The 24,443-nt window shown below is 45.7% G+C and carries 19 protein-coding genes; 9 read left to right on the forward strand and 10 right to left on the reverse strand.

Going from position 1 to position 24,443, the window contains the following annotated elements; all coding sequences use genetic code 11:
• Positions 1 to 12: 12 nt before the first annotated feature.
• Genes ACXAGP_RS01500 through sufB form a run of 4 tightly spaced genes read right to left on the reverse strand, consistent with a single transcriptional unit; the run spans position 13 to position 4,726 of the window.
• Positions 13 to 1,230, reverse strand: coding sequence for an aminotransferase class V-fold PLP-dependent enzyme (locus ACXAGP_RS01500; RefSeq protein WP_475259082.1), 1,218 nt, complete (start codon positions 1,228 to 1,230; stop codon positions 13 to 15).
• On the reverse strand, positions 1,227 to 2,492 hold the full coding sequence (gene sufD, locus ACXAGP_RS01505; RefSeq protein WP_475259083.1) for a Fe-S cluster assembly protein SufD: 1,266 nt from the start codon (positions 2,490 to 2,492) through the stop codon (positions 1,227 to 1,229). Before sufD ends, ACXAGP_RS01500 begins: the two co-directional genes overlap by 4 nt.
• A complete protein-coding gene (sufC, locus tag ACXAGP_RS01510) occupies positions 2,489 to 3,259 on the reverse strand; it encodes a Fe-S cluster assembly ATPase SufC (protein ID WP_475259084.1) in 771 nt (256 codons plus the stop codon). The genes sufD and sufC overlap by 4 nt, the downstream gene beginning before the upstream one ends.
• A gap of 30 nt (positions 3,260 to 3,289) precedes the next feature.
• Complete coding sequence (gene sufB / locus ACXAGP_RS01515; protein WP_475259085.1) at positions 3,290 to 4,726, reverse strand: Fe-S cluster assembly protein SufB; 1,437 nt, start codon at positions 4,724 to 4,726, stop codon at positions 3,290 to 3,292.
• Positions 4,727 to 5,179: 453 nt separating this feature from the next.
• Here sufB and ACXAGP_RS01520 point away from each other — a divergent pair, with 453 nt between their 5' ends.
• Genes ACXAGP_RS01520 through ACXAGP_RS01535 form a run of 4 tightly spaced genes read left to right on the forward strand, consistent with a single transcriptional unit; the run spans position 5,180 to position 9,871 of the window.
• On the forward strand, positions 5,180 to 6,031 hold the full coding sequence (locus ACXAGP_RS01520; RefSeq protein ID WP_475259086.1) for a kinase: 852 nt from the start codon (positions 5,180 to 5,182) through the stop codon (positions 6,029 to 6,031).
• A 27-nt stretch (positions 6,032 to 6,058) separates the two neighbouring features.
• Positions 6,059 to 6,886, forward strand: coding sequence for an HAD-IIB family hydrolase (locus tag ACXAGP_RS01525; protein WP_475259087.1), 828 nt, complete (start codon positions 6,059 to 6,061; stop codon positions 6,884 to 6,886).
• A 6-nt stretch (positions 6,887 to 6,892) separates the two neighbouring features.
• The gene (locus ACXAGP_RS01530) at positions 6,893 to 8,113 is read left to right on the forward strand and encodes a glycosyltransferase family protein (RefSeq protein ID WP_475259088.1); all 1,221 of its coding nucleotides are present in this window, start codon (positions 6,893 to 6,895) and stop codon (positions 8,111 to 8,113) included.
• Between the two features lie 12 nt (positions 8,114 to 8,125).
• Positions 8,126 to 9,871, forward strand: coding sequence for a sugar phosphorylase (locus tag ACXAGP_RS01535; protein ID WP_475259089.1), 1,746 nt, complete (start codon positions 8,126 to 8,128; stop codon positions 9,869 to 9,871).
• 72 nt (positions 9,872 to 9,943) lie between these two features.
• On the opposite strand, the gene ACXAGP_RS01540 is transcribed toward ACXAGP_RS01535, so the two are convergent.
• Positions 9,944 to 11,170: an alginate export family protein gene (locus ACXAGP_RS01540; RefSeq protein WP_475259090.1), complete on the reverse strand. Its 1,227-nt coding sequence runs from the start codon at positions 11,168 to 11,170 to the stop codon at positions 9,944 to 9,946.
• 168 nt (positions 11,171 to 11,338) lie between these two features.
• On the opposite strand from ACXAGP_RS01540, the gene ACXAGP_RS01545 reads away from it, so the two are divergent.
• From ACXAGP_RS01545 to ACXAGP_RS01565, 5 genes are all read left to right on the forward strand, one after another.
• Positions 11,339 to 12,217, forward strand: coding sequence for a TraB/GumN family protein (locus ACXAGP_RS01545; protein ID WP_475259091.1), 879 nt, complete (start codon positions 11,339 to 11,341; stop codon positions 12,215 to 12,217).
• An 87-nt stretch (positions 12,218 to 12,304) separates the two neighbouring features.
• On the forward strand, positions 12,305 to 13,531 hold the full coding sequence (gene moeA, locus ACXAGP_RS01550) for a molybdopterin molybdotransferase MoeA (protein WP_475259092.1): 1,227 nt from the start codon (positions 12,305 to 12,307) through the stop codon (positions 13,529 to 13,531).
• Positions 13,532 to 13,569: 38 nt separating this feature from the next.
• Complete coding sequence (locus ACXAGP_RS01555) at positions 13,570 to 14,910, forward strand: MATE family efflux transporter (protein WP_475259093.1); 1,341 nt, start codon at positions 13,570 to 13,572, stop codon at positions 14,908 to 14,910.
• A gap of 86 nt (positions 14,911 to 14,996) precedes the next feature.
• Positions 14,997 to 15,911 carry a type IV pili methyl-accepting chemotaxis transducer N-terminal domain-containing protein gene (locus ACXAGP_RS01560; RefSeq protein ID WP_475259094.1) on the forward strand — a complete coding sequence of 305 codons (915 nt, stop codon included), beginning with the start codon at positions 14,997 to 14,999 and terminating at the stop codon, positions 15,909 to 15,911.
• A 97-nt stretch (positions 15,912 to 16,008) separates the two neighbouring features.
• Positions 16,009 to 19,077: a methyl-accepting chemotaxis protein gene (locus tag ACXAGP_RS01565; RefSeq protein ID WP_475259095.1), complete on the forward strand. Its 3,069-nt coding sequence runs from the start codon at positions 16,009 to 16,011 to the stop codon at positions 19,075 to 19,077.
• Between the two features lie 26 nt (positions 19,078 to 19,103).
• Here the strand turns inward: ACXAGP_RS01565 and ACXAGP_RS01570 are convergent, their stop codons facing one another.
• The 5 genes from ACXAGP_RS01570 to ACXAGP_RS01590 all read right to left on the reverse strand — a co-directional run bounded on the left by ACXAGP_RS01570 (position 19,104) and on the right by ACXAGP_RS01590 (position 24,154).
• Positions 19,104 to 21,371 (reverse strand): xanthine dehydrogenase family protein molybdopterin-binding subunit, encoded by a 2,268-nt coding sequence (locus ACXAGP_RS01570; RefSeq protein WP_475259096.1) that lies wholly within the window; start codon positions 21,369 to 21,371, stop codon positions 19,104 to 19,106.
• Entirely contained in the window at positions 21,371 to 21,832 is a 462-nt protein-coding gene (locus ACXAGP_RS01575) for a (2Fe-2S)-binding protein (RefSeq protein WP_475259097.1), read from the reverse strand. Before ACXAGP_RS01575 ends, ACXAGP_RS01570 begins: the two co-directional genes overlap by 1 nt.
• Positions 21,829 to 22,446, reverse strand: a complete 618-nt coding sequence (locus tag ACXAGP_RS01580; RefSeq protein WP_475259099.1) for a nucleotidyltransferase family protein — start codon at positions 22,444 to 22,446, stop codon at positions 21,829 to 21,831. Before ACXAGP_RS01580 ends, ACXAGP_RS01575 begins: the two co-directional genes overlap by 4 nt.
• Before the next feature lie 8 nt (positions 22,447 to 22,454).
• The gene (locus ACXAGP_RS01585; protein ID WP_475259100.1) at positions 22,455 to 23,483 is read right to left on the reverse strand and encodes an XdhC family protein; all 1,029 of its coding nucleotides are present in this window, start codon (positions 23,481 to 23,483) and stop codon (positions 22,455 to 22,457) included.
• 140 nt (positions 23,484 to 23,623) lie between these two features.
• Positions 23,624 to 24,154: an SRPBCC family protein gene (locus tag ACXAGP_RS01590; RefSeq protein ID WP_475259102.1), complete on the reverse strand. Its 531-nt coding sequence runs from the start codon at positions 24,152 to 24,154 to the stop codon at positions 23,624 to 23,626.
• Positions 24,155 to 24,443 lie beyond the last annotated feature (289 nt).

Here is a 24,443-nt window from a genome sequence, read left to right on the forward strand (position 1 = left end):
TACCAATTGGCATTACATCAACATCATTTTGACTTTCTTTAATGCTGCAAACAGCGTTTCAATCTCTTCTATTGTGTTGTAGATAGAAAACGAAGCGCGTGCTGTACCGGGAACACCCAATCGTTGCATTAAAGGTTGGGCACAGTGGTCCCCTGTGCGAATAGCAATGCCTTGCTTGTCCAGCAAAAAGCCAATATCTGCGGGGTGAGTGCCTTCAATAACAAAACTAAACACACCAATTTTGTTAGCGGCATTGCCCTTAATAATTAGACCATCAACCGTGCTTGATAATTCCACGGCTTTGTCCATCAAGCGTTTTTCATGTTGTTTAACCGCTTCAAGATCAAGCGTGTTAAACCAATCGATAGCAGCGCCTAGTCCAACGGCACCTGCAATATTGGGTGTGCCCGCTTCAAGCCGATTGGGCAACTCCCCCCATGTGGCACTTTCATAAGTAACCACTGAAATCATTTCACCACCGGTTTGCCAAACAGGCCAATCACTCAAGACTTCAGCACGTCCCCACAACACACCTATCCCGGTAGGCGCAAAAAACTTGTGTCCTGAGAAGGCGTAAAAATCACACCCCAATTCCTGCACATCAACATCGCCATGGGCGATACCTTGGGCACCGTCTATCATCACCCAAGCACCAACGGCTTTCGCCATTGGGATAAGCTCGTTTAATGGATTAATCGTTCCTAGCGCATTACTTATGTGGGGAATGGCCACAAACTTCGTGGCTTCTGAAAGCAAGCACTGAAATTCAGCGATGTTCAATTCACCATTATCGGTAATGGGCGCAATTTTTAACGTGGCACCGGAAACCTTACACACCTGTTGCCAGGTAACCAGGTTAGCGTGGTGCTCCATTTCCGTAACTATCACTTCGTCACCGGCTTGTAAAAGCTGTTTAGCGCCATTAGCCACAATATTGATAGATTCGGTGGTGCCTGCAGTCCAGATCACCTCTTTCTTATCAAAGGCATTAATGAAGCTTGCCACTTTTTCGCGAGCGGCTTCATACAAGCGCGTCGCTTCGTCCGCCAGCGTATGAGCACCGCGATGCACGTTGCTGTTACAATGAGTGTAATAATGGCTGATGGCATCGATAACCGCTTGTGGCTTTTGCGTCGTGGCAGCGTTATCCAGATAAACCAATGGGTTGCCATCAACCTTGCGTTGCAAGATTGGAAACTGTTGTCGAATCGCTAAAACATCTAGACTCATGCTTCAATCGGTTCCAGATTCATGTTAGCAAAACGCTGCTGCAATTGCGGACGCAACCATTGTGCTAAGGCTTCATTTGGCATTTCATCCACCAGCGCATTGATAAATCCAAAATTTAACATCACCAAAGCTTGAGCTTTGCTCACACCGCGGCTGGTTAAATAATACAGAGCGGATTTATCTAACTCAGCGACCGTTGCACCGTGCGCACAACGCACGTCATCGGCATATATTTCCAACTCAGGTTTGGTATTGATGGTGGCATTATCAGTTAACAACAGGTTTTTGTTGTTTAGCTCCGCCAATGTTTTTTGGGCATCGCGATGAATGTGAATACGACCATTAAATGTGGCAGTGGCTTTATCTCCCACAATACCGCGAACTGTTTCATCAGTTGTACAGTGGCCGATCTCGTGCTCAATACAGCTATGTAAGTCGAACTTTTCTCCCGCACCCAGCAAATATACTGCATTGATTTTGGCATGTGCGCGTTCACCACGGTGCATCACATCCACATCCAAACGGGATAATTCAGAACCAAAGCCCACCAGCGTTGAGTTAATCTCGGCTTCGCTTTTAAGTTCAAAGTGACTGCCACCAATGCTCAATGCTTGTCCTGTACGAAGGCAAAAACGGTAATGCTCCAGATAGGCGTTTTCGGCGACAAAGTATTCCGCAAAACCAGAAAAGTAACTGGCTTGTGTACCTTCAGCATGCTCGATTACCGTTGCTTTCGCACCTTGCCCTAAACGCACCAAGATACGATGTTGCACATCAATATCTTGGGTGATGGTATTGACGATGCGCAGCGGCTGTTTTATTTCTGCGTTAGCAGCAATATCGATGATCAAACCATTGTCAGCAAGCGCATCATTCACCAGACCGAATAAGTGTTTTTGTGGTTTACAAGCTGCGAATGCTTTTACCGCCCAAGCTTGTGCTTGTGTGTCTGGCTGAGCCAAATCCACAACGCTAAGTCCTTCAGGCAGCGACTGACTATTCCCCTGAAAATGGCCATCTACAAAATGCAATTCAACGGCATCGAGGTTTTCTATAGCGCGCAGTTCGGCCACACCTGCAGTACTGGTTCCCTCACCTGAGCGTTTTTCCATAGCTCGCACGGAGGTGTATCTCCAGTCTTCGGTTTTGCGACCCGGCCAGGCTTGTTGTTTTAGTAATGCAAGAGAGGCTTGACGCTGACCAGAAAGCCAATCGTCAACCAGCTGACCTTTCTCAATCGCATTGGCTAACCAGGCACTCATGCAGTTTCCTCTTCCGCATTGCGGTCATAGGTCTCTAACCAGGCGTAACCCTCAGCTTCCAGTTCGTGGGCCAGTGACGCATCACCGCTTTTCACGATTTTGCCATCGGATAAAACGTGTACAAAATCAGGTTTGATGTAATCTAGTAAGCGTTGGTAATGAGTAACCACTACGAAGCTACGTTTGTCATCACGTTGGCTGTTTACGCCTTCGGCTACGACTTTTAACGCGTCGATATCCAAACCAGAGTCTGACTCATCCAGAATGCACAGGGTTGGCTGCAGCAAGATCATTTGCATGATTTCGTTGCGTTTTTTTTCACCACCGGAAAAACCTTCGTTAACACCGCGCTTTAAGAATTCCAGCGGCAGGTTTACTTGTTTGCAGGCAGCTTTAGCCGCTTTGAGGAAGTCCGCTGAACTCAGTGCTTCTTCACCGCGGGATTCACGTACGGCATCAACTGCCGCTTTCATAAATTCCAGATTGCTCACACCGGGGATTTCAACCGGATACTGGAAGGCAAGGAATAAACCCGCTCTGGCGCGATCTTCAATTTCCATATCCAGTAAGTCTTCGCCATTTAAAGTAGCGCCACCTTCAGTGACTTCGTAGCCATCTTTACCCGACAATACGTATCCTAAAGTACTTTTACCGGCACCGTTTGGCCCCATAATGGCATGCACTTCACCGGGGTTAATTTCCAGACTCAGGCCTTTCAGGATGTCTTTTTCTTCGACTTTCGCTTTTAAATTATCAACTTTTAACATTTATTAACTACCTTACTTGCGCTGCAGGCCTTAACCTACTGAGCCTTCTAAACTGATTTCTAACAACTTGCCAGCTTCCACGGCGAACTCCATGGGAAGTTCTTTGAATACTTCTTTGCAAAAGCCGTTTACGATCATGGATACCGCTTTTTCGGCATCTAACCCCCGTTGCTGACACAAAAACATCTGTTCGTCGCTGACTTTTGAGGTGGTCGCTTCGTGTTCAACAATAGCACTGGGGTTACTGCTTTCTACATAAGGGAATGTGTGCGCACCACACTTATCACCAATTAACAACGAATCACATTGGGTAAAGTTACGGGCTTTTTTAGCACTCTTGTGCATCTGTACCAAGCCGCGATAACTGTTGTTACTTTGTGCTGCAGATATTCCTTTGGAGATGATAGTAGATTTGGTGTTTTCACCGATATGGATCATTTTTGTTCCGGTATCAGCCTGCTGCCTACCGCGCGTCAATGCCACCGAATAAAACTCACCAACGCTGTTATCGCCTTTTAATATACAGCTTGGATATTTCCAGGTGATGGCGGAGCCTGTTTCAACTTGTGTCCAGGAGATTTTTGCATTGGTATGGCAAATACCGCGCTTGGTTACGAAGTTATAGATACCGCCACGCCCTTCTGCATCTCCAGGATACCAGTTTTGCACTGTGGAATATTTAATTTCTGCATCATCTAGCGCCACTAGCTCAACAACTGCGGCATGGAGTTGGTTCTCATCCCGTTGAGGTGCGGTACAGCCTTCCAGGTAACTGACATGGCTGCCTTCGTCAGCAACAATTAGGGTACGTTCAAACTGGCCAGTGTTTTGCTCATTGATCCTGAAATAAGTAGATAGTTCCATCGGGCAGCGTGTGCCTTTTGGAATGTAAACAAAAGAACCATCGGTAAACACGGCGCAATTAAGTGCAGCGAAGTAGTTGTCATGCTGAGGGACTACCCGTCCGAGATACTTCTTAACCAGCTCGGGATATTTGTGCACTGCCTCAGAGATGGGACAAAAGATAACGCCCGCTTCTTCCAGCTTTTCACGATACGTGGTTACAACTGATACCGAATCAAACACGGCATCTACAGCAACGCCAGCCAGCATCTCTTGTTCGTGCAGAGGAATACCCAACTTCTCATAAGTGGCCAGTAATTCTGGATCCACCTCGTCAAGGGATTTGGGTTTATCCGCCATACTCTTAGGGGCTGAATAGTACGAGATATTTTGATAATCAATTTTGGGGTAATTCAGATGTGCCCAATCCGGCTCTTCCATCTTTTGCCAGATGCGAAACGCCTTGAGGCGCCAATCTAGCATCCATTGTGGCTCCCCTTTGACTTCAGAAATGCGTCTAACCACATCTTCGTCCAGCCCGGGCGCGAATGTCTCTGATTCAATCGCTGAGACAAACCCTGCTTCATACTCTTTTTTTAACGCGTCTTCTATTTGTTCAGACATACCATCATCTTTTGTTAAGCTGACAATAACGCCAATATTTATTCCCGCAAAATGGGTATAGCAGGCGCCAGTCTCAATAATGGCGGCAATGTTAAATTACCTGAGTAATTTACTCAAGTATTATCCCTTTTATCGCCACCGTTAACGGCATAGTTTTTAAGGATTATTTGTTTATGACTTATATTTAAGCATTATCTCGCACCAAAAAAAGGCAAAACTTTGCACCACAGAATTACACCCCTTCAATTAAACTCACCATTTTGGTGCACCTGTATTTCTCAGCCAATGCTTTATTCTTTATTACGATTAACTGTTTCCCTTGTATCACCTGAATCACAAAGGTCGGATCAGGTCATATTGTCGAATGGCATAAATGTTGAACCATTCTTACCATTACCAGATGTTGCGGTTAACAGGAGTTAAACCATTAACGCCGAATATTTAGCAAACTTTTTGAAAGTTCATCAACTACCTGAACACTTTGCAAAAACAGTATCTGACTATTTTTTGCCGCTTGCGGAGCGCATTAAAAATAAAGTCCAGGATAAGAGCGGGACGTTTTACCTTGGCATCAACGGCTGTCAAGGCTCGGGTAAATCTACCCTGAGTGACTTTCTCGGTGAATGGTTTACCGCACAAGGGCTCTCAGTGGCTGTGTTATCCCTTGATGATTTTTATCACAACCGTCAAACCCGCAAAGCACTAGCTGAATCAGTTTCGCCATTATTAGCCACACGCGGTGTTCCGGGAACCCACGATACTCAATTAATGCAGCAAACGTTAACGAGTCTGGCAACTTCGCAAGAGTGCGCTCTACCCCGTTTTAACAAAGCGATTGATGATCCATACCCGAAAAATCAATGGCCAAAGGTGAAAGGTCCGGTTGAGCTAGTCATTATGGAAGGCTGGTGCTGGGGGGTCGCAGCGCAAACCCCACTGCAACTTCGTTACCCGGTTAATGCCTTAGAGGCGGAACAAGATGCCAATCTCACCTGGCGAAACTGGGTTAATCAACAAATATCAGAGCATTACCAACCTTTACATCAAATGATGGATTTTTGGGTGATGTTACAAGCGCCCGGTTTTGAGAACGTCTTTCAATGGCGCCTGGAACAAGAACAAAAATTATCGGCTAAGCTTAAGGACCAAAAGCACAACCGCGTTATGAGTGAACAACAAGTCATGGACTTTATTCAGTATTATCAACGTTTAACAGAAGAGTGTTTGAGAACATTGCCAGAACAAAGCGATATTGTATTCAAACTTAATGCACAACGCGCCATCGTCGACGTCCGCGGTTTATAACATGTGTACCCAAAGGAGACGTAGCTTATGTCCTTAACCACTTTTTTGATTTTTACTGATCTGGATGGGACATTATTGGACCACGACAGTTATAGTTTTGAGGCCGCAGCAGACACCTTGCAAAAACTCAAAGCAGCCGGACATTTCGTTATTCCAAACACCAGTAAAACCTTCGCTGAGTTGAGTAGTTTCCAGCAAAGTGCGGAGCTCAACACCCCGTTTATCTTTGAAAACGGTGCCGCGGTAGCCATTCCAAAAGACTTTTTCCCCTGGCAACCACCAGAAACAGTGGAAAAAGAAGAGATGTGGATTAAGTCTTTTTGTCCTGAACGAAGCCATTGGCTCTCACTCATTCAGCAACATGGTCAACACTTTTACGGCATGTTCAAAGGCTTTTCACAAATGAGTACCGAAGAAGTAGTTGGCCTCACTGGTCTATCCCATGATGCGGCCCATCAGGCCATGCAGCGCCAATATGGGGAGCCGCTACACTGGAGTGGTGATGAATATGCCAAACGAGAATTTTTGCATACCATGCAAGCCGCAGGAGCAACGGTCCTTACTGGTGGCAGGTTTACTCATATCTGTGGTGACAGTGATAAGGGCAAAGCCATGCAATGGCTGGCGCAAATGTTTTCCCGCGAATGTGAAGAGCAAGAGTTTAAAACAATAGCGCTAGGTGACAGCCAAAACGATAGCGCCATGCTGGAAGCTGCGGATATTGCTGTGCAAATAAAATCCCATAGCCACCCATTTCCAATAATAAGAAAACAACAACATCTATACCAAAGTACCCTCTACGGACCAGCTGGCTGGTCTGAATGCCTCGAAAAAATCGTGTTCAACCAGGAGTAAATGACCATGGCAGACTTTTATCAAAATGGGGTAATTACCACATTACACAACTTAGTAGACCGAAGCGTAGAGGAACTGGAAAGCGAACTTAAATCCTTCAGTCAGTCTCGCCCTATGGGCCTGTTACTGCCTTCACTGTTCTCAGAACTGGAAGGCGAAGCGCTCCCCAACATCATTGATGATATTGCCAAAGTAGATTATTTGTCTCAGGTGGTTATCGGATTAGATAGAGCCACAGAGGAACAATACCGCCACGCGTTGCAGTTTTTCAGCAAACTCCCTCAGCACCATCGTGTATTGTGGAATGATGGACCTCGCTTAAAGGCCATTGATGCCAAACTCCAGTCATTAGAGTTGGCTCCCACTGAACTAGGAAAAGGGCGCAATGTTTGGTATTGCATGGGTTATATTCTGGCCACCAAAAAGGCCGAATCTATTGGCCTGCATGATTGTGATATTTTAACTTATGATCGCGGACTTTTGGCGCGTTTACTCTACCCCGTTGCCAATCCCAGGTTTAATTATGAATTCAGCAAAGGCTATTATGCCAGAGTGGCAGACGGCAAAATTAACGGCCGCGTTTCCCGCCTACTGGTGACTCCTTTAATCAGAGCGCTGCAAAGAGTATGTGGACACAATGAATATCTGGAATACATGGACAGCTTCCGCTATCCGTTAGCCGGTGAATTCTCCTTCCGCCGAGATGTTCTCAATGATTTGCGTATTCCCAGCGACTGGGGTTTGGAAATCGGAACACTATCAGAAATGCACCGTAATTATTCCCACAACCGTATATGTCAGGTGGATATCGCCCAAACCTACGATCACAAACATCAGGATTTATCACTGGACAACCAGCAAGCGGGCTTGTCTAAAATGTCCATTGATATCGCTAAGGCCCTGTTTCGCAAGCTCGCCACCCAAGGTGAAAAATTCGATGCCGGTACATTCCGCTCATTAAAGGCGACTTATTATCGCATTGCACTTGATTTTGTAGAAACCTTCAATAACGATGCCATCATGAACGGCTTGAAATTTGATATCCATACCGAAGAAAATGCCGTGGAGATGTTTGCACAAAACATCATGACTGCAGGCCAACATTTTCTGGAAAATCCCATGGAAACGCCGTTTATTCCCACCTGGAACAGAGTGGTGAGTGCGGTACCGGATATTCTGGATGAAATCAAAGAAGCCGTTGAATTAGACTTTAATGAATTTAGCTAAGGAATTCTCGCTATGTCAGAGCTGTTAGACAACCTGAAACACAAATTACAGCAGCAACTTGAGGTGATTTACGACGGTATCACGTTGAATCGCTCCTATGACAAACTCAGTGATGAACTAATCGCTCTGATGCGCCTTGACGATGAAATTCAGCAACCGGGCTTTTTTCAGAATAATTGGGACGAGGGTGATGTAATATTGATCACCTATGGTGACAGCGTTATTCGGGATAATGAACACCCATTAAAAACGCTGCGTAAATTTATGGACAAGTATTTTGGTAACACCATAAATAGTGTCCACATATTGCCCTTCTTCCCTTATAGCTCCGACGATGGCTTTTCTGTTATCGATTACTCCAGTGTCAATGAAGCGCTTGGCGACTGGAAGGATATTGAAAACATTGCTGGTGACAGACGCTTGATGGCAGATTTGGTAATTAACCACTGTTCCAGTCGCAGTGCCTGGTTTCAAAACTTTATCCGAGGTGAAGGACCAGGTTCAGATTACTTCTTTACCGCCTCCCCTGATGATGATTTGTCACAAGTTGTGCGTCCTCGCACCTCGCCATTGCTACGCGAGACAGAAACAGCGAGGGGATTAGAGCACGTCTGGTGTACTTTTAGTCACGACCAGGTGGACTTTGATTTTCGCAATCCCGATGTGCTTCTGGCATTTGTATCGATCATCAGACAATACCTGGACTCAGGTGTGCGTATTTTCCGCATGGATGCCGTGGCGTTTTTATGGAAAATAGTAGGTACCACCAGCATTAACTTGATGCAAACCCACGAAATCATTCGCTTATTGCGCTCTTTGATTGAACATGCACAACCGGATGCGGTGATCATCACTGAAACCAATATTCCAAACACCCAAAATCTCACTTATTTCGGCAACGCCAACGAAGCTCACGCCATTTATAACTTCAGCCTGCCACCGTTGCTGGTAAACACCTTGATCACCGGTAACTGTCTGTACTTGAAGCGCTGGTTAATGAGCATGCCGCCAGCCCAAAATGGCACCACCTACTTTAACTTTATCGCCTCCCACGATGGAATTGGGTTAAGACCTGCCGAAGGGTTATTGTCTGATGAAGAGATAAGCACACTCATCAATACCATGAAGCAATTTGGGGGACGTATCTCATGGCGCACCACCGAAAGTGGTGAGCAAAAAGCTTATGAAATGAATATTGCGCTGTTTGATGCCCTACAAGGAACCACAGCCGGACCAGACAAATGGGGATTAGAACGCTTTATTTGCGCCCATGCCATCATGTTAGGTCTGGAAGGTATCCCGGGCATCTACATCCACAGCATGTTGGGCACCACTAATGATTACGAGAAGTTGAAAAACACTCATCACAATAGAGCGATTAACCGCAAGCGTTGGGATTACGACATGTTAACAATGGAGCTGGGTTCTAAGTTCAATCACCATCAAAAAGTGTTGAACAGAATGAAACAACTCATTGATATTCGCACCCGACAGAAAGCCTTCCACCCCAATGCCATCCAGTTTACTTTGCACCTGGGTTTGCAACTATTTGGCTTTTGGCGTCAAAGCATGGATCGCCGTCAAAGTATATTTTGTATAAGCAATATTACTGACGAACCACAAATATTGCGTATGGGTGAACTCAACTTAACGGTCACGGATACCTGGCGAGACCTGATCACTGACACCAAAATCAGCGACCCGATGGAAGAAGTTACGCTACAGCCATACCAAACTGTGTGGTTAGCCAATAGCTAGCGCGACTCCCAAACCAAATGAAAAAGGCAGCCATTGGCTGCCTTTTTGCTCCTACCCGATACCTTTACAGCATCAAAATTTCGCACCAAACCACAACCAGGTTTTGTCGGTATCCACTTTGCCAATATTGGTGCCGAGATCATCCGCTGAAAACGTTGAGTACTTCACCCCTACCGAATAATTTTTATTAAAGGCATAGGTGTATTGCAGCTCTATCTCATTTCCGTAATCATCCAATCCAGTTGTATCCTCGTCCGCTGAAAAATCAAACCAGGCAATGTGGTATTTGCCCCCGGCCAGTTTCCCTTGCAACTTCAAATAAAGACTCTGTAGCCCGGCTCCCGGTGTCCCTAAAAACTGATCTGTCCAACCGTTGAACTTATGCAGTGTCGCTAGTGGAGTGGCAAAGCCATAGGCTCCGTTGTCAGAACCCAAATTTTCATAGCCCAAGGTAAACTTGTGATCGGTATACCCCAACCCACCTTCCAACAACCAATAGGTAGCATCAAATTCGTTGCCGACAGTTTCGCTTTTTTGCGTCGCCAGCTCTGCTTGATAAAACAGTCGCACCGAATCCATTTTCTGGCTGCCGCTAAAGCGAATACCATAAGTATCCAGACTGTTATCAGTATCGTTATCTACTTCCAGTAAATATGCGTAGCCAGTTAAAGTACCGATATCGCTTTTGTAGCTGACATTGATCAGGTGATCTTCAGAATCAACATCAGCATCATCAGCGAAGATGCGGTTGCGTTGATTTATAAAATAGTAGCGCGCTGTCAGCTGTTTATTGAACTTGTGCACTAAACTGACGGCATCGAATGTTTGTCTGTCTTGACGCCAGCCTACATGTCCCACATGACGCTGATTATCCAACGCAATTACCTGTCGACCAAAACGCGCTGTGGTTTTCACATTTGAATACTGAACAAACGCCTGATCTATTTCCGTTGACTTAGGGTCAGCTATTACAGAATACACCCCGGTATTAAACCCAGAAGGTGGCACACTGTAATCATCGACACCCATTACCGATCGCACGTCTTCAGCTTCAACCAGGAAAGAGAAGCCATTGGTGGCAGCCGATTTATAAGTTAATCGGGTGCGCAGTGTTAAGGCATCAGCGTCTTCCAGGGCATTGTCTTGGTCCACTGTTTCATAGCGCAAGTTAAAATCGAGGGTGGTTCTACCATTTTTAATGGCTTTCGCTACAGAGTCCTCAGCTTGCACCTGACTGGCAGAAACCGCCAAGGCCACAGCTGATAGAGACAACCCCAGCTTTCGTTGCAGATTATTCATTGTGTGTGTCCAAGTTTTGTATTGTGTGCTCTTCTAATTTAGCGCCTTATAGGCCGCTGTCCATAAGTCTAACGACTAATATTCAAAAAAGCGCCAAAATTCTTGTGTTGATAATACAACAAATTGAGTAATATCTTGCACTTAATTCATTTCACTAGTGTTAATCTGATGCCAAAACTTCACCTTAAATCTATTTTTCTTATTTTTTCCCTTCTGATATTCAGCAGCCTTAGTTGGTCCAAAAGCTCGGTCTGGAAAGCCTCGAAAGGTGGCAATTCGATATATCTGGCAGGCACCATGCACATTCTGACAGACAAGGATTACCCCTTGCCTGAGCAATTTAATAAGGCTTTTCAGAAAGGCCAACTCATTGCGTTTGAGACAGATATGTCAGCATTGGCAACTATCGATTTCCAACGCAATTTTCTAAATGCCATGGCTTTGACCACTGACGAGCCAAGACTGAAGCAGCAACTCTCAACGGATACCTGGCAAGCCCTGGAGAAAAAACTAGGATCCCACGGTATCCAGATAGCGCAATTTAATGATTTCAAAGTCAGCATGGTGCTGTTAACCCTTGCTATCGCCGAATATCGCGCTCTGGGATTTACCGCACCTGGCGTTGATGCCACGTTTCATAAACAGGCAATGGAACAAAACAAAGCTATTGCCGCAATGGAAACACCGGAGGAACAAATTGACTTCCTCGCCAATATGAGCGACACCGATGCAGATCAACTGGTGCGCTACACATTAAAGGACCTGGCGGATATGCCGGAATATGTCAGTCAATTGAAGTCGGCCTGGCGCACTGGCAATCTGCCATTATTTACTAAAATCGGAATCGAGCCATTTAAAGATGAATATCCGCATATTTATCAGATTATTATCAAAGCGCGTAACGATAAATGGCTGGCAAAGATTGATGAATACATCCAAACGGAAGAAACCGAAAGTCTGTTTGTCGGCGCATTACACCTGGCGGGTCCCGATGGCCTGGTTACACAATTGCAAAAACAAGGCTACGAAGTACAACAGTTAGATTAAATCACGACTTTTAAGCCAGTATACGCCGGGAACGTAAGTTGATATGCTCTCGTTTTTTCAGAAACTCAGCAAAGGTTCATCTTTTTCATGTCTGTGTGTGACTCTCCCGGCCTGCTCCCCATTGAAGACGCGTTAGCGCATCAAACTGCTCAGATAAATCCTATTCAAGAAACTGAAGTGGTGAATTTGAAAGACGCAGCAGGACGTGTTGTTGCTGAAGATGTGATATCTGATGTTAACGTCCCCCCACATGACAACTCCGCCATGGACGGATATGCCCTTAGAGCTGAAGATGCAGAAAACTCTCTGGAAATTATCGGGCAATCACTGGCGGGAAACGCTTTTTCTGCACCGATATCTGAGGGTCAGGCGCTACGTATAATGACGGGTTCTCCCATACCTAAGGGCGCGGACACTGTCATTATGCAGGAGCAGACAGAAGTTACCGGCAGTGAAATGCGCTGTCTTAGCACACCCAAGCAAGATGCCAATATTCGGCGTAAAGGTGAAGATATTGAGCAAGGTAGCGTGGTAATAAATAAGGGAGTGAGACTCTCAGCCCCTCACCTTTCACTGTTAGCTTCCATCGGCAAAAGTAAAGTGCGTGTATTTCGCAAAATCAATGTTGCTGTGATGGCCACGGGAGACGAACTGGTTATACCCGGGACGGAGCTACAAAACGGACAAATTTATGAGAGTAACCGAATCGGGATTATTACCATTCTGCAAAAATTAGGGTGCAATGTCATTGATTTAGGGATCATCGCGGACGATCTCGACATCACCAGAGGTGCCTTTACCAAAGCGGCAAGCCAGTGTGACTGGATCATCTCTTCAGGCGGTGTTTCTGTCGGCGACGCAGACTTCGTTAAGCCGGTATTAGAAGAACTCGGTGAAATCAATTTTTGGAAAGTCGCTATTAAGCCCGGTAAACCCTACGCTTTTGGCAAATTAGGCAGCGTTTTTTTTAGCGGCTTACCCGGTAACCCGGTGTCGTCATTTGTCACTCTGCTACAGCTGGTTGTGCCTTGTTTGAAATACCTTTCAGGTGAAACGACAGTCCCTCCATTGTCGTTAAAAGCAAGATTAATGAAAGATATTAAACGCGCAGCCGGGCGTACAGAATACCTGCGAGCCAGAGCATGGCAAAATGAACAGGGCGAGCTGTGCGTGTTACCCCAAGCTAAGCAGGGTTCAGGTATTATGAACTCGTTTACTCAAGCCAACTGTTTTATTGTTGTAGCAGCAGATTGCGCCCAGCACAACAAAGAGACGATGGTGAATATTCAACTCTTTGACGAACTTTTAAAGTAACCTTGAAACTTAACGTATTTAAAACCGAAGCGCGGGCTATGTTAAAGCTCGCAGGTCCTCTTTTAGTTGCACAGTTAACTCAAATGCTGATGGGTGTATCCGATACCCTGATGGCAGGACGTTTGTCTTCTTCCGATATGGCCGCAGTCGCAATCGCGTCCAGCCTGTTTTTTCCGGTTATGATCCTGGTGCAAGGCATTATCATGGCCCTGCCCCCCATTGTCTCACGTTTACACGGAGCCAATAATCACGATCCCATCCCAGAAGCAGGACATCAAGCACTGTACATTGGCCTGGCATTAAGTCTGCTGGTTTTTATTGCTAGCTTTTACACCTATGAAATGTTTACCCCCTTTAATATGGCGGCTGACTTACAGCGTATTTCAGCTGATTATTTACAATATGTGTTCATCGCCTTCCCCGCCTTTTGCGTGTATCAGGTACTGCGCCAATACAGCGAAGGGTTATCCCATACTAAACCCAGTATGATCATTATGATTGTGGGCTTAATAGTGAATATTCCGGCAAATTACATATTTATTTACGGTGAGTTTGGTGTTCCGGCTTATGGGGGTGCAGGTTGCGGAATTGCAACAGCTATCGTGCTTGTGGCCATGATGACCTGTAACTGGTTGTACGTTAAAACTTCGAAAAAATTAGCCTTTGCGCCGTTTTTTAAGTATTCCAGTAAACCCAATATGCAAGGAATACTGGCCCACCTGAAAATTGGTTTGCCTATCGGTTTCGCATTGCTCTTTGAAGTTACTCTTTTCTCGGTGATTGCACTGTTACTCTCGCCATTGGGAGCCAAGATTGTTGCTTCACATCAAATTGCCTTAAATGTATCGGGAGTGCTGTTTATGGTGCCTTTGAGCATTGGCCTTGCCGTGACAATCCGTATTGGTTATTTATTAGGGGAAAAACGCGATAGTAGTGCCAAAGATGCCAGCTATACCGCCGTCGCCATGGGATTGAGCTTTGCATCAATTAACGCCCTGATTTCTGTATTGATGCGCTATCAACTAGCAGGGCTTTACAGCACAGAAGCCGACGTCATTAATATGGCAGCCGATTTATTGTTATTAGCCGCCATTTTTCAGTTTTCTGACGCGGTACAGGTGATTGGCGGCTGTATTCTGAGGGGCTATAAAGATACCAAAGCCATGCTGATCATTACCATTTGTTCTTACTGGGGTGTGGGCTTAACTCTCGGATATATGCTGGCAATGACGGACATCATTGTACCGGCGATGGCTGCCGCGGGATTTTGGATTGGGATAATCATGGGGTTAACGGTTGCGGCCATTTTATTGAGTTTACGGATCCGTTTTATTCAGAAGCACCTGCCACATGAGAGCAATACCAATATTTCACTATAGACCTTTGTATTATTGAGTAATTCTAAAGTAAGACTAGTATTGCTAAACAAGCACCTCTATCTGGTAGACAATTCAGGAGAACACAGATGACCACTACCAAAGCACTGCCTGTTAAATTTACTCAAAGCCTCACTTTCATACTGTTAACTTTACTCGTGCTCTTTAGCACTCAATCAATGGCCTCTCCCACAGCTGCTGAATATGGAACGGTACTAAACCTGGCTGGCAAGCAACGTATGCTATCGCAAAAGATGAGTAAAGAAGTGATGCTGGTAGCGCTTGAGGTCGACAAAGCTGCCAATATTGAGAATTTGAAAAATACCGCTGCGCTTTTCGATAAAACCTTAAAAGGTCTACGCAGCGGAGATGCTGGATTAGGTTTACCCGCAACTTCAGCTAAGCGTATTTTGCGTCAACTAGATAAAGTAGACGCAATTTGGGCTGACTTCTACCCCACCATTCAGACAATTGTAGCCAGTGGCACAGTTACCGCAGAGCAAGTGGCCACAATCGCTGAGAAAAACCTACCGTTGTTAAAGCAAATGAACAAAACCGTCGGCGCTTATGAAAAAGACGCGGCAAAAGGTGGCTTGTCTAAAGATCCGGGCCTCGCTGCAACATTAAACCTGTCGGGTAAACAACGCATGCTCACTCAAAAAATGAGTAAAGAATTTTTGATGATCGCTTACGGAATCGATGTAGACAACAACAAACTGAATTTACTGGAAACCTACACCTTATTTGACCGAACCCTGAAAGGACTTGTGAATGGTGATGCAGTCCTGGGCTTGCCCGGTACCAGCGATGCAGCAATTGTAACTCAACTCGAAGTGGTAGAGAATTTGTGGCAGGGATTCAAACCGCTCGTCACTACGGCTTCCGAAACAGCAACTACTAGCGTTAGCGGTGAACAAATAAACCAAGTCGCCAGTGCCAATCTACCTCTACTCGCGGAAATGAATAAAGCGGTGGGCATGTTTGAAGCCCAAGCGACAAAATAAACATCAAACTCAGTTAAAAGTTGGGCTTTCTAGACAGAAAGCCCGTATGTTCTTTTAATAGAATTTATGTTTGTGAAACTCTAGCCTGGAATATTTTATGGAATTCATCAATCAAATAGCTGCAAAATTAACAATAAAAACCAAGCTATTAGGTGTTGCAGCGATTATTTCTGCATCACTTATCGTAGTATTGGCGGTTTCGTGGTTTTCCTTTAATGGCTTACTCAGTGGCTTTAACAACGTTCAGCAACAAGCGGAACAAGGTGTCTCCGGCGCTCAAAACACCGAACAAACTATTGCAGAGGTGGATAAAAATCTCACGCAAATGTCGCAAGAAATGCAGGCCTTGGTGGCGGATATACAGCGCACCAATCAAAATGTGCAGATTCTGGAACGAAAGATAAAAGGCTTTGCCGCAGCTCAAGTGGAGATCATGGAAATTCTAGAGGATGTTTCAGCGGAAATGGAAGAAAGTGACGCCCTCTACGAAATTGAAGACCTCACCGATACGGTCAGCGACATAGAAGGTACCATACGCCGAGAGGGCTTGATTGGCCTGGCCAATACCGTTAAGGAAATGAACAGTTTCAGCCAGAATCTGGAACAAAAGGTTAAAGTACTCTCTGACCTGTCTACAGAATTACAACAAGGTAGTCAATTAGCCAGTAGTGTTGTTACCAGCAATGCTGAGATCAGCAATCAGGTTACCGGGTTTGGCAGCGACATTGAAACGTCTAGCAGTTCCCTTATCGCACTGCTTATTGCTGTCATTGTAGCAGTAGTTGTTATTTTACTGCTGTTAACCAATACCATCGTAGCGCCGCTTAACAAAGCCAGTATCGCAGCCGATAACATTGCTAATGGTGATTTAAACAGTGACATTCAGGTGTCCGGTCGAGATGAGGTCGCACAACTATTGGCCGCCATGGCGAAAATGCAAAACAACTTACGCCAGGTCATCGAAACTGATATCCAGAACCTGGTGAAAGCCACCAAACAAGGGGATTTAAGTCAACGGATCTCAGTACAAAACAAATCGGGTTGCTACAAAGACCTGTCCGAGGGCATCAATGATTTGGTGGATACCTCCAGCGCGATTCTGGGTGATACCAGCCGGGTTATCGGTGCCCTTGCTGAGGGTGATCTCAATCAAACCATTACCCGCAACTATCACGGTGAATTCCACAATTTAAAAGAAAACGCCAATGCCACCATCAACAAGCTTAAAACCGTGGTAGAAGGTGACATTCAGACTCTGGTAAACAAGGCTGAACAAGGTGATTTGAGCAGTCGCATTAAACTTGAAGACAAGCAAGGATTTTATAAAACTTTAAGTAGCGGCATCAACTCTGTCATACACAACAGTGAGGACATCATTTCAGAAACCTCCGTTATTTTTGGTGCCATGGCTAAAGGCGACCTCTCTGTGCGCATTGATAAGCCTTACAAAGGGTCCTTCCTGCAGCTGAAAAACGATGCTAATAACACCCTTAATAAACTTGAATCAGTGATTGAAGGCGATATTCAACATCTGGTCAGTGCAGCGCAAAAAGGCGACTTAAGCAACCGCATTCCACTTGATGACAAACAAGGCTTTTTCCTGTCTTTGAGTGAAGGTATCAACGACCTGGTTAATAGCAGTGAAAGCATTGTTAATGACACAGGTCGGGTTCTGAGCGCACTGGCTTCTGGAGATCTCAATCAGCAAATTAACGGAGAATATCAGGGGGCTTTTGATGCCCTAAAACAAGATGCCAATGCCACCACTAACAAACTCAAGAAAGTCATCGAGCAAGATATTCAGACTATCGTTAACCAGGCGAGAAACGGTAACCTTAGTGAAAGAATAGGTCTGCAGGATAAGGATGGTTTTTACGCCGAACTTTCCAATGGCATCAACGACATAGTTGCCACCAGTGACAGAGTGGTAAAAGACACGGTCAACGTCTTCTCTGCCCTTTCCCGAGGTGACCTCAGTCAAACCATCGAGCATGAATATCGCGGTGATTTTAATGTTCTGAAGCAGGATGCGAATGCCACGACAGAGAAACTCAAAACCGTGATAGAAGGCGATATTCAAAATATTGTTAGTGCTGCCAATGATGGTAACCTGGCAAATCGCATTAACCTGGACAATAAAACAGGCTTTTTCAAAACCCTCAGTCAGGGCATTAACCAATTAGTTGATGTCAACGATCGCATTATTAACGAATCAGCAGCGGTGGCTAAAGCCCTCGCGCAAGGTGATTTAAGCAAAAGCATACAGGGCGACTATCAAGGCCTGTTTAATGAGCTTAAGCAAGATATTAATCAGTCGGTGGCCAATATCAGTAATATCGTTGAAGAAATCCGTATCACTGCCACATCAGTCAGTAGCGGCGCCAATGAGATATCCAGCGGCAACAACGATTTAAGCGACCGTACACAGTCTCAAGCAGCCTCACTGGAAGAAACCAACGCCACCATGAAGGAATTAATGGAGCGTGTAGCTAACACTGCTAATGCTTCAAAGGATTCTGCTCAAATGGCACAAAACGCCACAAGCATCGCTGAGCAAGGCGGCAACGTCGTTACCAATGCGGTGCAAGCTATGCAGCAGATTGATGAATCCAGCCGTAAAATATCTGACATTATCGGTGTTATCGATGAAATCGCTTTTCAAACCAACTTACTGGCGCTAAATGCGGCGGTCGAGGCAGCGCGAGCCGGTGAATCCGGTCGTGGTTTTTCGGTCGTAGCCTCTGAAGTACGCAGTCTGGCGCAACGTTCGGCACAAGCAGCAAGAGAAATAAAAGGTCTGATTATTGAAAGTGGCAATAAGGTAGATGAAGGCTCGACCCTGGTGAATAAAGCCGGTGACACCTTAAAAGACATTGTAGAGTCTATTAGTTCCGTAAACGGTGCCATAACCGATATCAGTCAGGATGCAATGGATCAGCGCCACGGTATCGAGCAGATATTCCAGGCAATCAATGATATGGACGATGCCACCCAGCGCAATGCAGCCTTGGTGGAAGAAGTCAGTACCGCCAGTACCTCTTTAAATGAAACTGCCAATCAACTGTTGGGACTGGTGGCTACTTTTAAGATTACTGAAGAAGAAGTTTTACAAGCGTCAAATGACGAGGAAGATTTCTCTGAAGATGAAGACTGGAGTGCGCTGTAAGCGCACTCCACAAATATGCAGTGTGGTTACACTTGCATATACTTATTGACGGGTAAATCGCGAATTCGCTTACCGGATGCATGGTAAATGGCATTGGTTATGGCCGCTGCAACTGGCGGGGTCCCAGGCTCGCCTACCCCACCCGGCACTTCATCCGATTCCACTATATGAGTATAGATCTCCGGGCACTGATTGATTCTCAGTACGGGATAATCATGGTAGTTGGATTGTTGCACCTTGCCTTCTTTAAAACTGATCTCACCTAGCAAGGCTATCGACAATCCAAAAATCATAGAGCCCTCTTGTTGAGCTTTTACTCGGTCCGGATTCACCACTGTACCGGCATCAATAGTAGAGTGCATTTCTAGTACCGTTACCTTATTGTTTTTCACCCTGACTTTCGCGGCAACGGCGACATAACTGACAAAGCTGCGATGCACGCTAATACCCCAAGCTTCGTTTTCTGCCGTAGGCTTATCGGCGCCAGACTTTTTAATGACGTCATTCAAACAACGCTTCAAGCGTTTTGTGCTCACCGGATGGACTTCCAGAGGATCACCATAATTGGCATACTCAAAACCTTGATCTTTAGGATCGACATTCCGATCTGAGCCGATTAACTCCATCCACATTTCCTGTGTCGATTTTTTGGCCTCGACGGCCACCTCATCGACAAAGGAGCCAAGGGCAAAAGCATGTTGAATGTTACACACCGAACGCACCCAGCCAATCCGTGCATGAGCTGTAGCCTGATGAGATTCACAGGACAAATCAGCAAGTTCAAATGGCACATCGCCAAAGCCTAACGATAACTCCCAGGACTGAGGCTCATTGGTACTGCCACTAAAGGTCCAGCCAATGCTGGGATAGGCCGCTCGTTGGATCCAGCCATGAACTTTACCCTTTTCGTCGAGTCCGGCCTCAAAATGCTGGGCACTAATCGAATGGTAATAGCTGTTTTGGATATCATTCTCACGGCTCCAAACCACTTTAACTGGCTTTCCACTGTGCTTAGCAAGAATTGCGGCTTCCACGGAAAAATCCGGCTTAGATTTACGTCCAAAGCCCCCCCCCAACAGAGTCACATGCACTGTTACGTTTGCAGGTTCAATTCCCAATACTTGTGCAACAGTGTTTTGTGTCGCTTGCGGGGTTTGGGTACAGGCCCAAATTTCTACTGTGCCATCCTTAAATACTGCTGTCGCTGCCGGTGGCTCCATTGGAGCGTGAGCCAGATAGGGAACGGAATAGGCAGCGCTTACTTTACTCTTTGCTGATTCAATTTTTGCGTAGGCATCGCCAGCGCTTCTTTGTACTTTGCCTTTTGTTTTGACTCTTTCTTGTAATTGCGTGAGGAATGCTGCTGAATCATGAGTTTGGTTGTCATGCTCAGTCCAGGTTATGCCGAGCTTTTTAGCACCTTGCTGAGCAGCCCAGGTATTATTTGCTAAAACTGCCACCCCAGGCAAAGAGTTAAAGCCCACCGGAAAACTGCGTTCCGGCATCTGGAAGACATCCACGACACCTGAAGTTGCAAGCGCCGCGTCTTTATCCACTGAGGCAACGTTAGCGCCAATTACTGGCGCACGCACAATACTGGCATAGAGCATTCCCGGCAGTTGCACGTCTTGTCCAAACTCTGTGGCCCCGGTTTGAATGGCTTCCATATCCACCAGAGGAAGCCCTTTGCCAATATAGTTAAATTCACTCTTCTTTTTAAGTTTAAGTTGCGCGACATCAGGCGCAGTAAGCTGACTTGCCGCGCTAGCGACCTCGCCAAAACTCAGGGATTTGCCGGAGGTGTGCACCAGGCGATGTTGCTTTGCACTGACTTCGGACACCGGCACACCCCATTGGTTAGCGGCAGCTTGTTGTAGCATCGCCTTAGCTGAAGCCCCCATTTCCCGCATGGTTTGATAGAAATGTCGAATAGAGCGCGATCCATCTGTGTTTTGACTGCCGTAGCGCGCGTCTGCAAGCCCCTGTATGACATTAACCTGTTGCCAGTCGGCTTCCAGTTCATCAGCCAAAACCTGCGGTAACGAGGTGCGAATACCCTGCCCCATTTCTGATCGATGACAGACAATATTGACCGCACCAGACTCCTCAATGCTGACAAATAAATTCATCTTGCCATCGCCAGTTTCTGCTGCTTTCAGTGGCGACAGATTAGGTAAACTCACGCCCAGCACCAGCGCCGAAGAGGATATGCCAAAAGCCTTTAAAAAACCGCGACGACTGACATTTTGCAGGATAGCTACAGATTTTGCTTGTTGTAATTGTTCGATAAACATTACTTCACCTCCACAAATTTCGCCGCAGACTTGATGGCAGCCTTGATACGAGGATAAGTACCGCAACGACAGATGTTGCCCTGCATATAACTGTCGATTTGTGCATCATCAGGTGATGGATTCGATGCCAATAAGGCTGCTGCAGACATCATTTGCCCTGACTGACAATAACCACATTGAGGGACCTTGTGTTCAGCCCACGCTTGCTGAACAGGATGGCTGGCGTCTTTGCTTAGGCCTTCAATGGTGGTGATTGATTTACCAGCGACAACAGAGACAGGCGTTGCACAAGAGCGAACGGGCTGACCATCCATGTGTACGGTACAAGCGCCACAAACCCCCATGCCACAGCCATATTTGGTGCCTGTCATTTGCAATAGATCCCGGATCACCCACAATAGTGGCATGTCGGCTTCGGCATCCACCTCCGTGGATTTACCATTCAGGGTAAATGTAATCATGCTTTGTCCTTCTTAGTTTGTTGCCAGCGGCTCAAATCTTGTTGTGTATCGATATCAAATTCACCGTGCGCCATCGGCACACTGAGTACTCGTTGTGAAAAGTCGGGATGATTCAGGTACTGACCCGCACCTTTGTCTCCCCGCAGATTGCGCAATAAAGCATAGTCGCTTGCGGGAAAAATTGCAGGCACTGCGTTCTTACCCGCGTACTTTGCGCAAACAATTGTTTCCGGATGCATACGACTTTGCTGCACTAATAGATTGATATCTTGTAAATCGATATCAGGCTGATCTGCAAGCATAATCAAAATATGCGAGCGCTCTGCGAGCATTTCCACCCCGCCGCGAATACTCGCTGAAATTCCCTCGTACCAATTAGTAACTTCCAGTAATTCGACATTTTCTGGCACTGAGATCGCTGCACGGATGACATTCGCATTGGCCCCCAAGGTCACTAAACGATTATGGCACTCCAGGCGGGAAACAAGAGACAAAGAGTGTTGCAACATGTGTTTACCGTCCAGGGACGATAATTGCTTTATTCCGGCAAAGCGAGAACTCTCGCCAGCGGCTAACAAAAGCACGCCAAGCTGATATTTTTTATCTCTGTTCATCTGAGTATTTATGCCGGAATCTTGTTTGAAATGTGACTCAAGCTATTCCCGCTGGCACCTGATAATGTGGCATGTACCTCGCTCAACATACTCAAAGCGATAGATTCAGGTAACTCACCGCCCAAATCCAATCCCACCGGATTGTATAAGGGTAATTTGAGTTGTTCCGCAGTTATTCCAGCTTCGCTGTAAACCCGTTCCGTGCGATGATAAGGACCCAGCATACCTATGTAGCGAGCGTTACTGCCCTGACTGATACGCAGTGCCTGCGCGTCCATGGAGACATTGTGATTCATGATGATAATTGCCGAGCATTGCTTGAGTAGCTCAACATCCAGTTCGCTGAGTTTGTCCCGGATAATGACATCGACGTCTGCAAAAAAGCTCTCTTTGGCATACCCCAAGCGTTCATCAAACAGGGTAACATGCCAGCCCAACTGCTTTGCCATTTTTGCGAGTGGTATGGCGTCGATACCACCGCCAAAAATAGCGAGACGAACAACAGGGTGCTGAACACTCACAAAATACTTGTCTTGTGCAGTGGATAACATGGAACTCTCAAGACCATCAAATCCCGATGGAGGCTCTGACAGGCATTGATTTTCTGTTTCTGACTCAGAAATCAGTTGTACATAAAAGCAGGTTTGATTTTCCTGCAATCGACGGTGTAGAGTAAGTAACGACAAGTAGTCGTTTTGCGCAGTAACAGGTTGCAACAGAATGCGTACCATACCACCGCAACCTATTCCCAGTTGCCAGGCAATATCATCTTCGTCACGCATGTCATACTGAATAACATGGCTGGAACCATTATCCCAACACTTTCGGGCCTGGCGCATAATGTCTGCTTCCAGGCAACCACCACTGAGCAAACCAAAATATTGCCCTAAACTGTTGATAAACATGATTGCACCGGGTTTGCGATAACTGGAACCATCAGTTTCAATGATAGTGGCTAGCACCCAATCCAATTGCTCTTTTTGCGGCTCCCATTCATCCAATAATGAACTGAGGTGGTTAGTTTTTACAGCACTCATCTTTTAAGAAAATACACCCAAAATCTCCATTACCCTTGTTTTAGCAAATTGGACCGGCAATTAAAATTGCACCGAAATAATTGGCAACAAAATGAATAAAAAAGCATTAATTAAGTACCATTGTGCTCATCAAGACGAGTTTAGTTTGCTTCCACTAAGGCTTTTAAATTTTGCAGTCCAGCTTCAAAGTCTGGTCCGATCATGCTGTCCATCATAGCCGCAAAATAATGATTGATTGGATTTCCCCCAACATCACCAAAGTCGGCCCAAATCACTTCGGTCTGGTCTGACTTTTCCACTAGTGTTATCTCTCCAGTACTGCCCATATCAAAGTCTGGAAAATACAGTGTGTAAACCAGCTTTTCGTTGGGCGAAATACTTGTAATTGTCATCTCTCCAGAACCTTCAGATTCGCTTACCCAACTGGACTTATGACCGACAAATCCCTGTGGACCTGAATATGTAATTTGCATATTTGGATCGCGACTAAACCAAACACCCCACTCTCGCCATTGCTTAAGATCGGCGACATAAGGAAAGACCTTTTCAGCTGGCGCATTGATAGTGATCTTCCTCTGCACATGAAAATCAGATGGAAGTAAAAAGCCGATAATAACCAGCAAGAGTACAAAGCCAATAAGGCCTGAGGCCGCCACTTTTAAAACTTTCATTTACATATCCCCTTAAACTTTTTCTCAACCTATCTCGACATATCTATCAATGTGTAATGATTTCTTACAATAGATAGCCCTAATATGAGTGAAAATTCAACTAGAAGGTAGGTTTAGCAGTTAAACAGGTTTACAATTTATTTACCACATTGTTGTTGAGTTAGAGCCACACAAAGGTGTTAAGTAATAACACTAATACTTGGTGATATTCGCCAACATGTGGGAAGTGTTAATCGAAGGATTGAAAACCAAATTAGATAAACCCATGTTTTTATTGCACTTTTTCAAA

The sequence above is a fragment of the Planctobacterium sp. AWM4_229 genome, from assembly GCF_056160305.1.

What these genes read in the sequence shown, in the direction of transcription:
- ACXAGP_RS01500 (WP_475259082.1), bottom strand. Translation starts at nt 1,230, where the DNA reads ATGAGTCTAGATGTTTTAGCGATTCGACAACAGTTTCCAATCTTGCAA.
- sufD (WP_475259083.1), bottom strand. Translation starts at nt 2,492, where the DNA reads ATGAGTGCCTGGTTAGCCAATGCGATTGAGAAAGGTCAGCTGGTTGAC.
- sufC (WP_475259084.1), bottom strand. Translation starts at nt 3,259, where the DNA reads ATGTTAAAAGTTGATAATTTAAAAGCGAAAGTCGAAGAAAAAGACATC.
- sufB (WP_475259085.1), bottom strand. Translation starts at nt 4,726, where the DNA reads ATGTCTGAACAAATAGAAGACGCGTTAAAAAAAGAGTATGAAGCAGGG.
- ACXAGP_RS01525 (WP_475259087.1), top strand. Translation starts at nt 6,059, where the DNA reads ATGTCCTTAACCACTTTTTTGATTTTTACTGATCTGGATGGGACATTA.
- ACXAGP_RS01530 (WP_475259088.1), top strand. Translation starts at nt 6,893, where the DNA reads ATGGCAGACTTTTATCAAAATGGGGTAATTACCACATTACACAACTTA.
- ACXAGP_RS01535 (WP_475259089.1), top strand. Translation starts at nt 8,126, where the DNA reads ATGTCAGAGCTGTTAGACAACCTGAAACACAAATTACAGCAGCAACTT.
- ACXAGP_RS01540 (WP_475259090.1), bottom strand. Translation starts at nt 11,170, where the DNA reads ATGAATAATCTGCAACGAAAGCTGGGGTTGTCTCTATCAGCTGTGGCC.
- ACXAGP_RS01545 (WP_475259091.1), top strand. Translation starts at nt 11,339, where the DNA reads ATGCCAAAACTTCACCTTAAATCTATTTTTCTTATTTTTTCCCTTCTG.
- moeA (WP_475259092.1), top strand. Translation starts at nt 12,305, where the DNA reads ATGTCTGTGTGTGACTCTCCCGGCCTGCTCCCCATTGAAGACGCGTTA.
- ACXAGP_RS01555 (WP_475259093.1), top strand. Translation starts at nt 13,570, where the DNA reads ATGTTAAAGCTCGCAGGTCCTCTTTTAGTTGCACAGTTAACTCAAATG.
- ACXAGP_RS01560 (WP_475259094.1), top strand. Translation starts at nt 14,997, where the DNA reads ATGACCACTACCAAAGCACTGCCTGTTAAATTTACTCAAAGCCTCACT.
- ACXAGP_RS01565 (WP_475259095.1), top strand. Translation starts at nt 16,009, where the DNA reads ATGGAATTCATCAATCAAATAGCTGCAAAATTAACAATAAAAACCAAG.
- ACXAGP_RS01570 (WP_475259096.1), bottom strand. Translation starts at nt 21,371, where the DNA reads ATGTTTATCGAACAATTACAACAAGCAAAATCTGTAGCTATCCTGCAA.
- ACXAGP_RS01575 (WP_475259097.1), bottom strand. Translation starts at nt 21,832, where the DNA reads ATGATTACATTTACCCTGAATGGTAAATCCACGGAGGTGGATGCCGAA.
- ACXAGP_RS01580 (WP_475259099.1), bottom strand. Translation starts at nt 22,446, where the DNA reads ATGAACAGAGATAAAAAATATCAGCTTGGCGTGCTTTTGTTAGCCGCT.
- ACXAGP_RS01585 (WP_475259100.1), bottom strand. Translation starts at nt 23,483, where the DNA reads ATGAGTGCTGTAAAAACTAACCACCTCAGTTCATTATTGGATGAATGG.
- ACXAGP_RS01590 (WP_475259102.1), bottom strand. Translation starts at nt 24,154, where the DNA reads ATGAAAGTTTTAAAAGTGGCGGCCTCAGGCCTTATTGGCTTTGTACTC.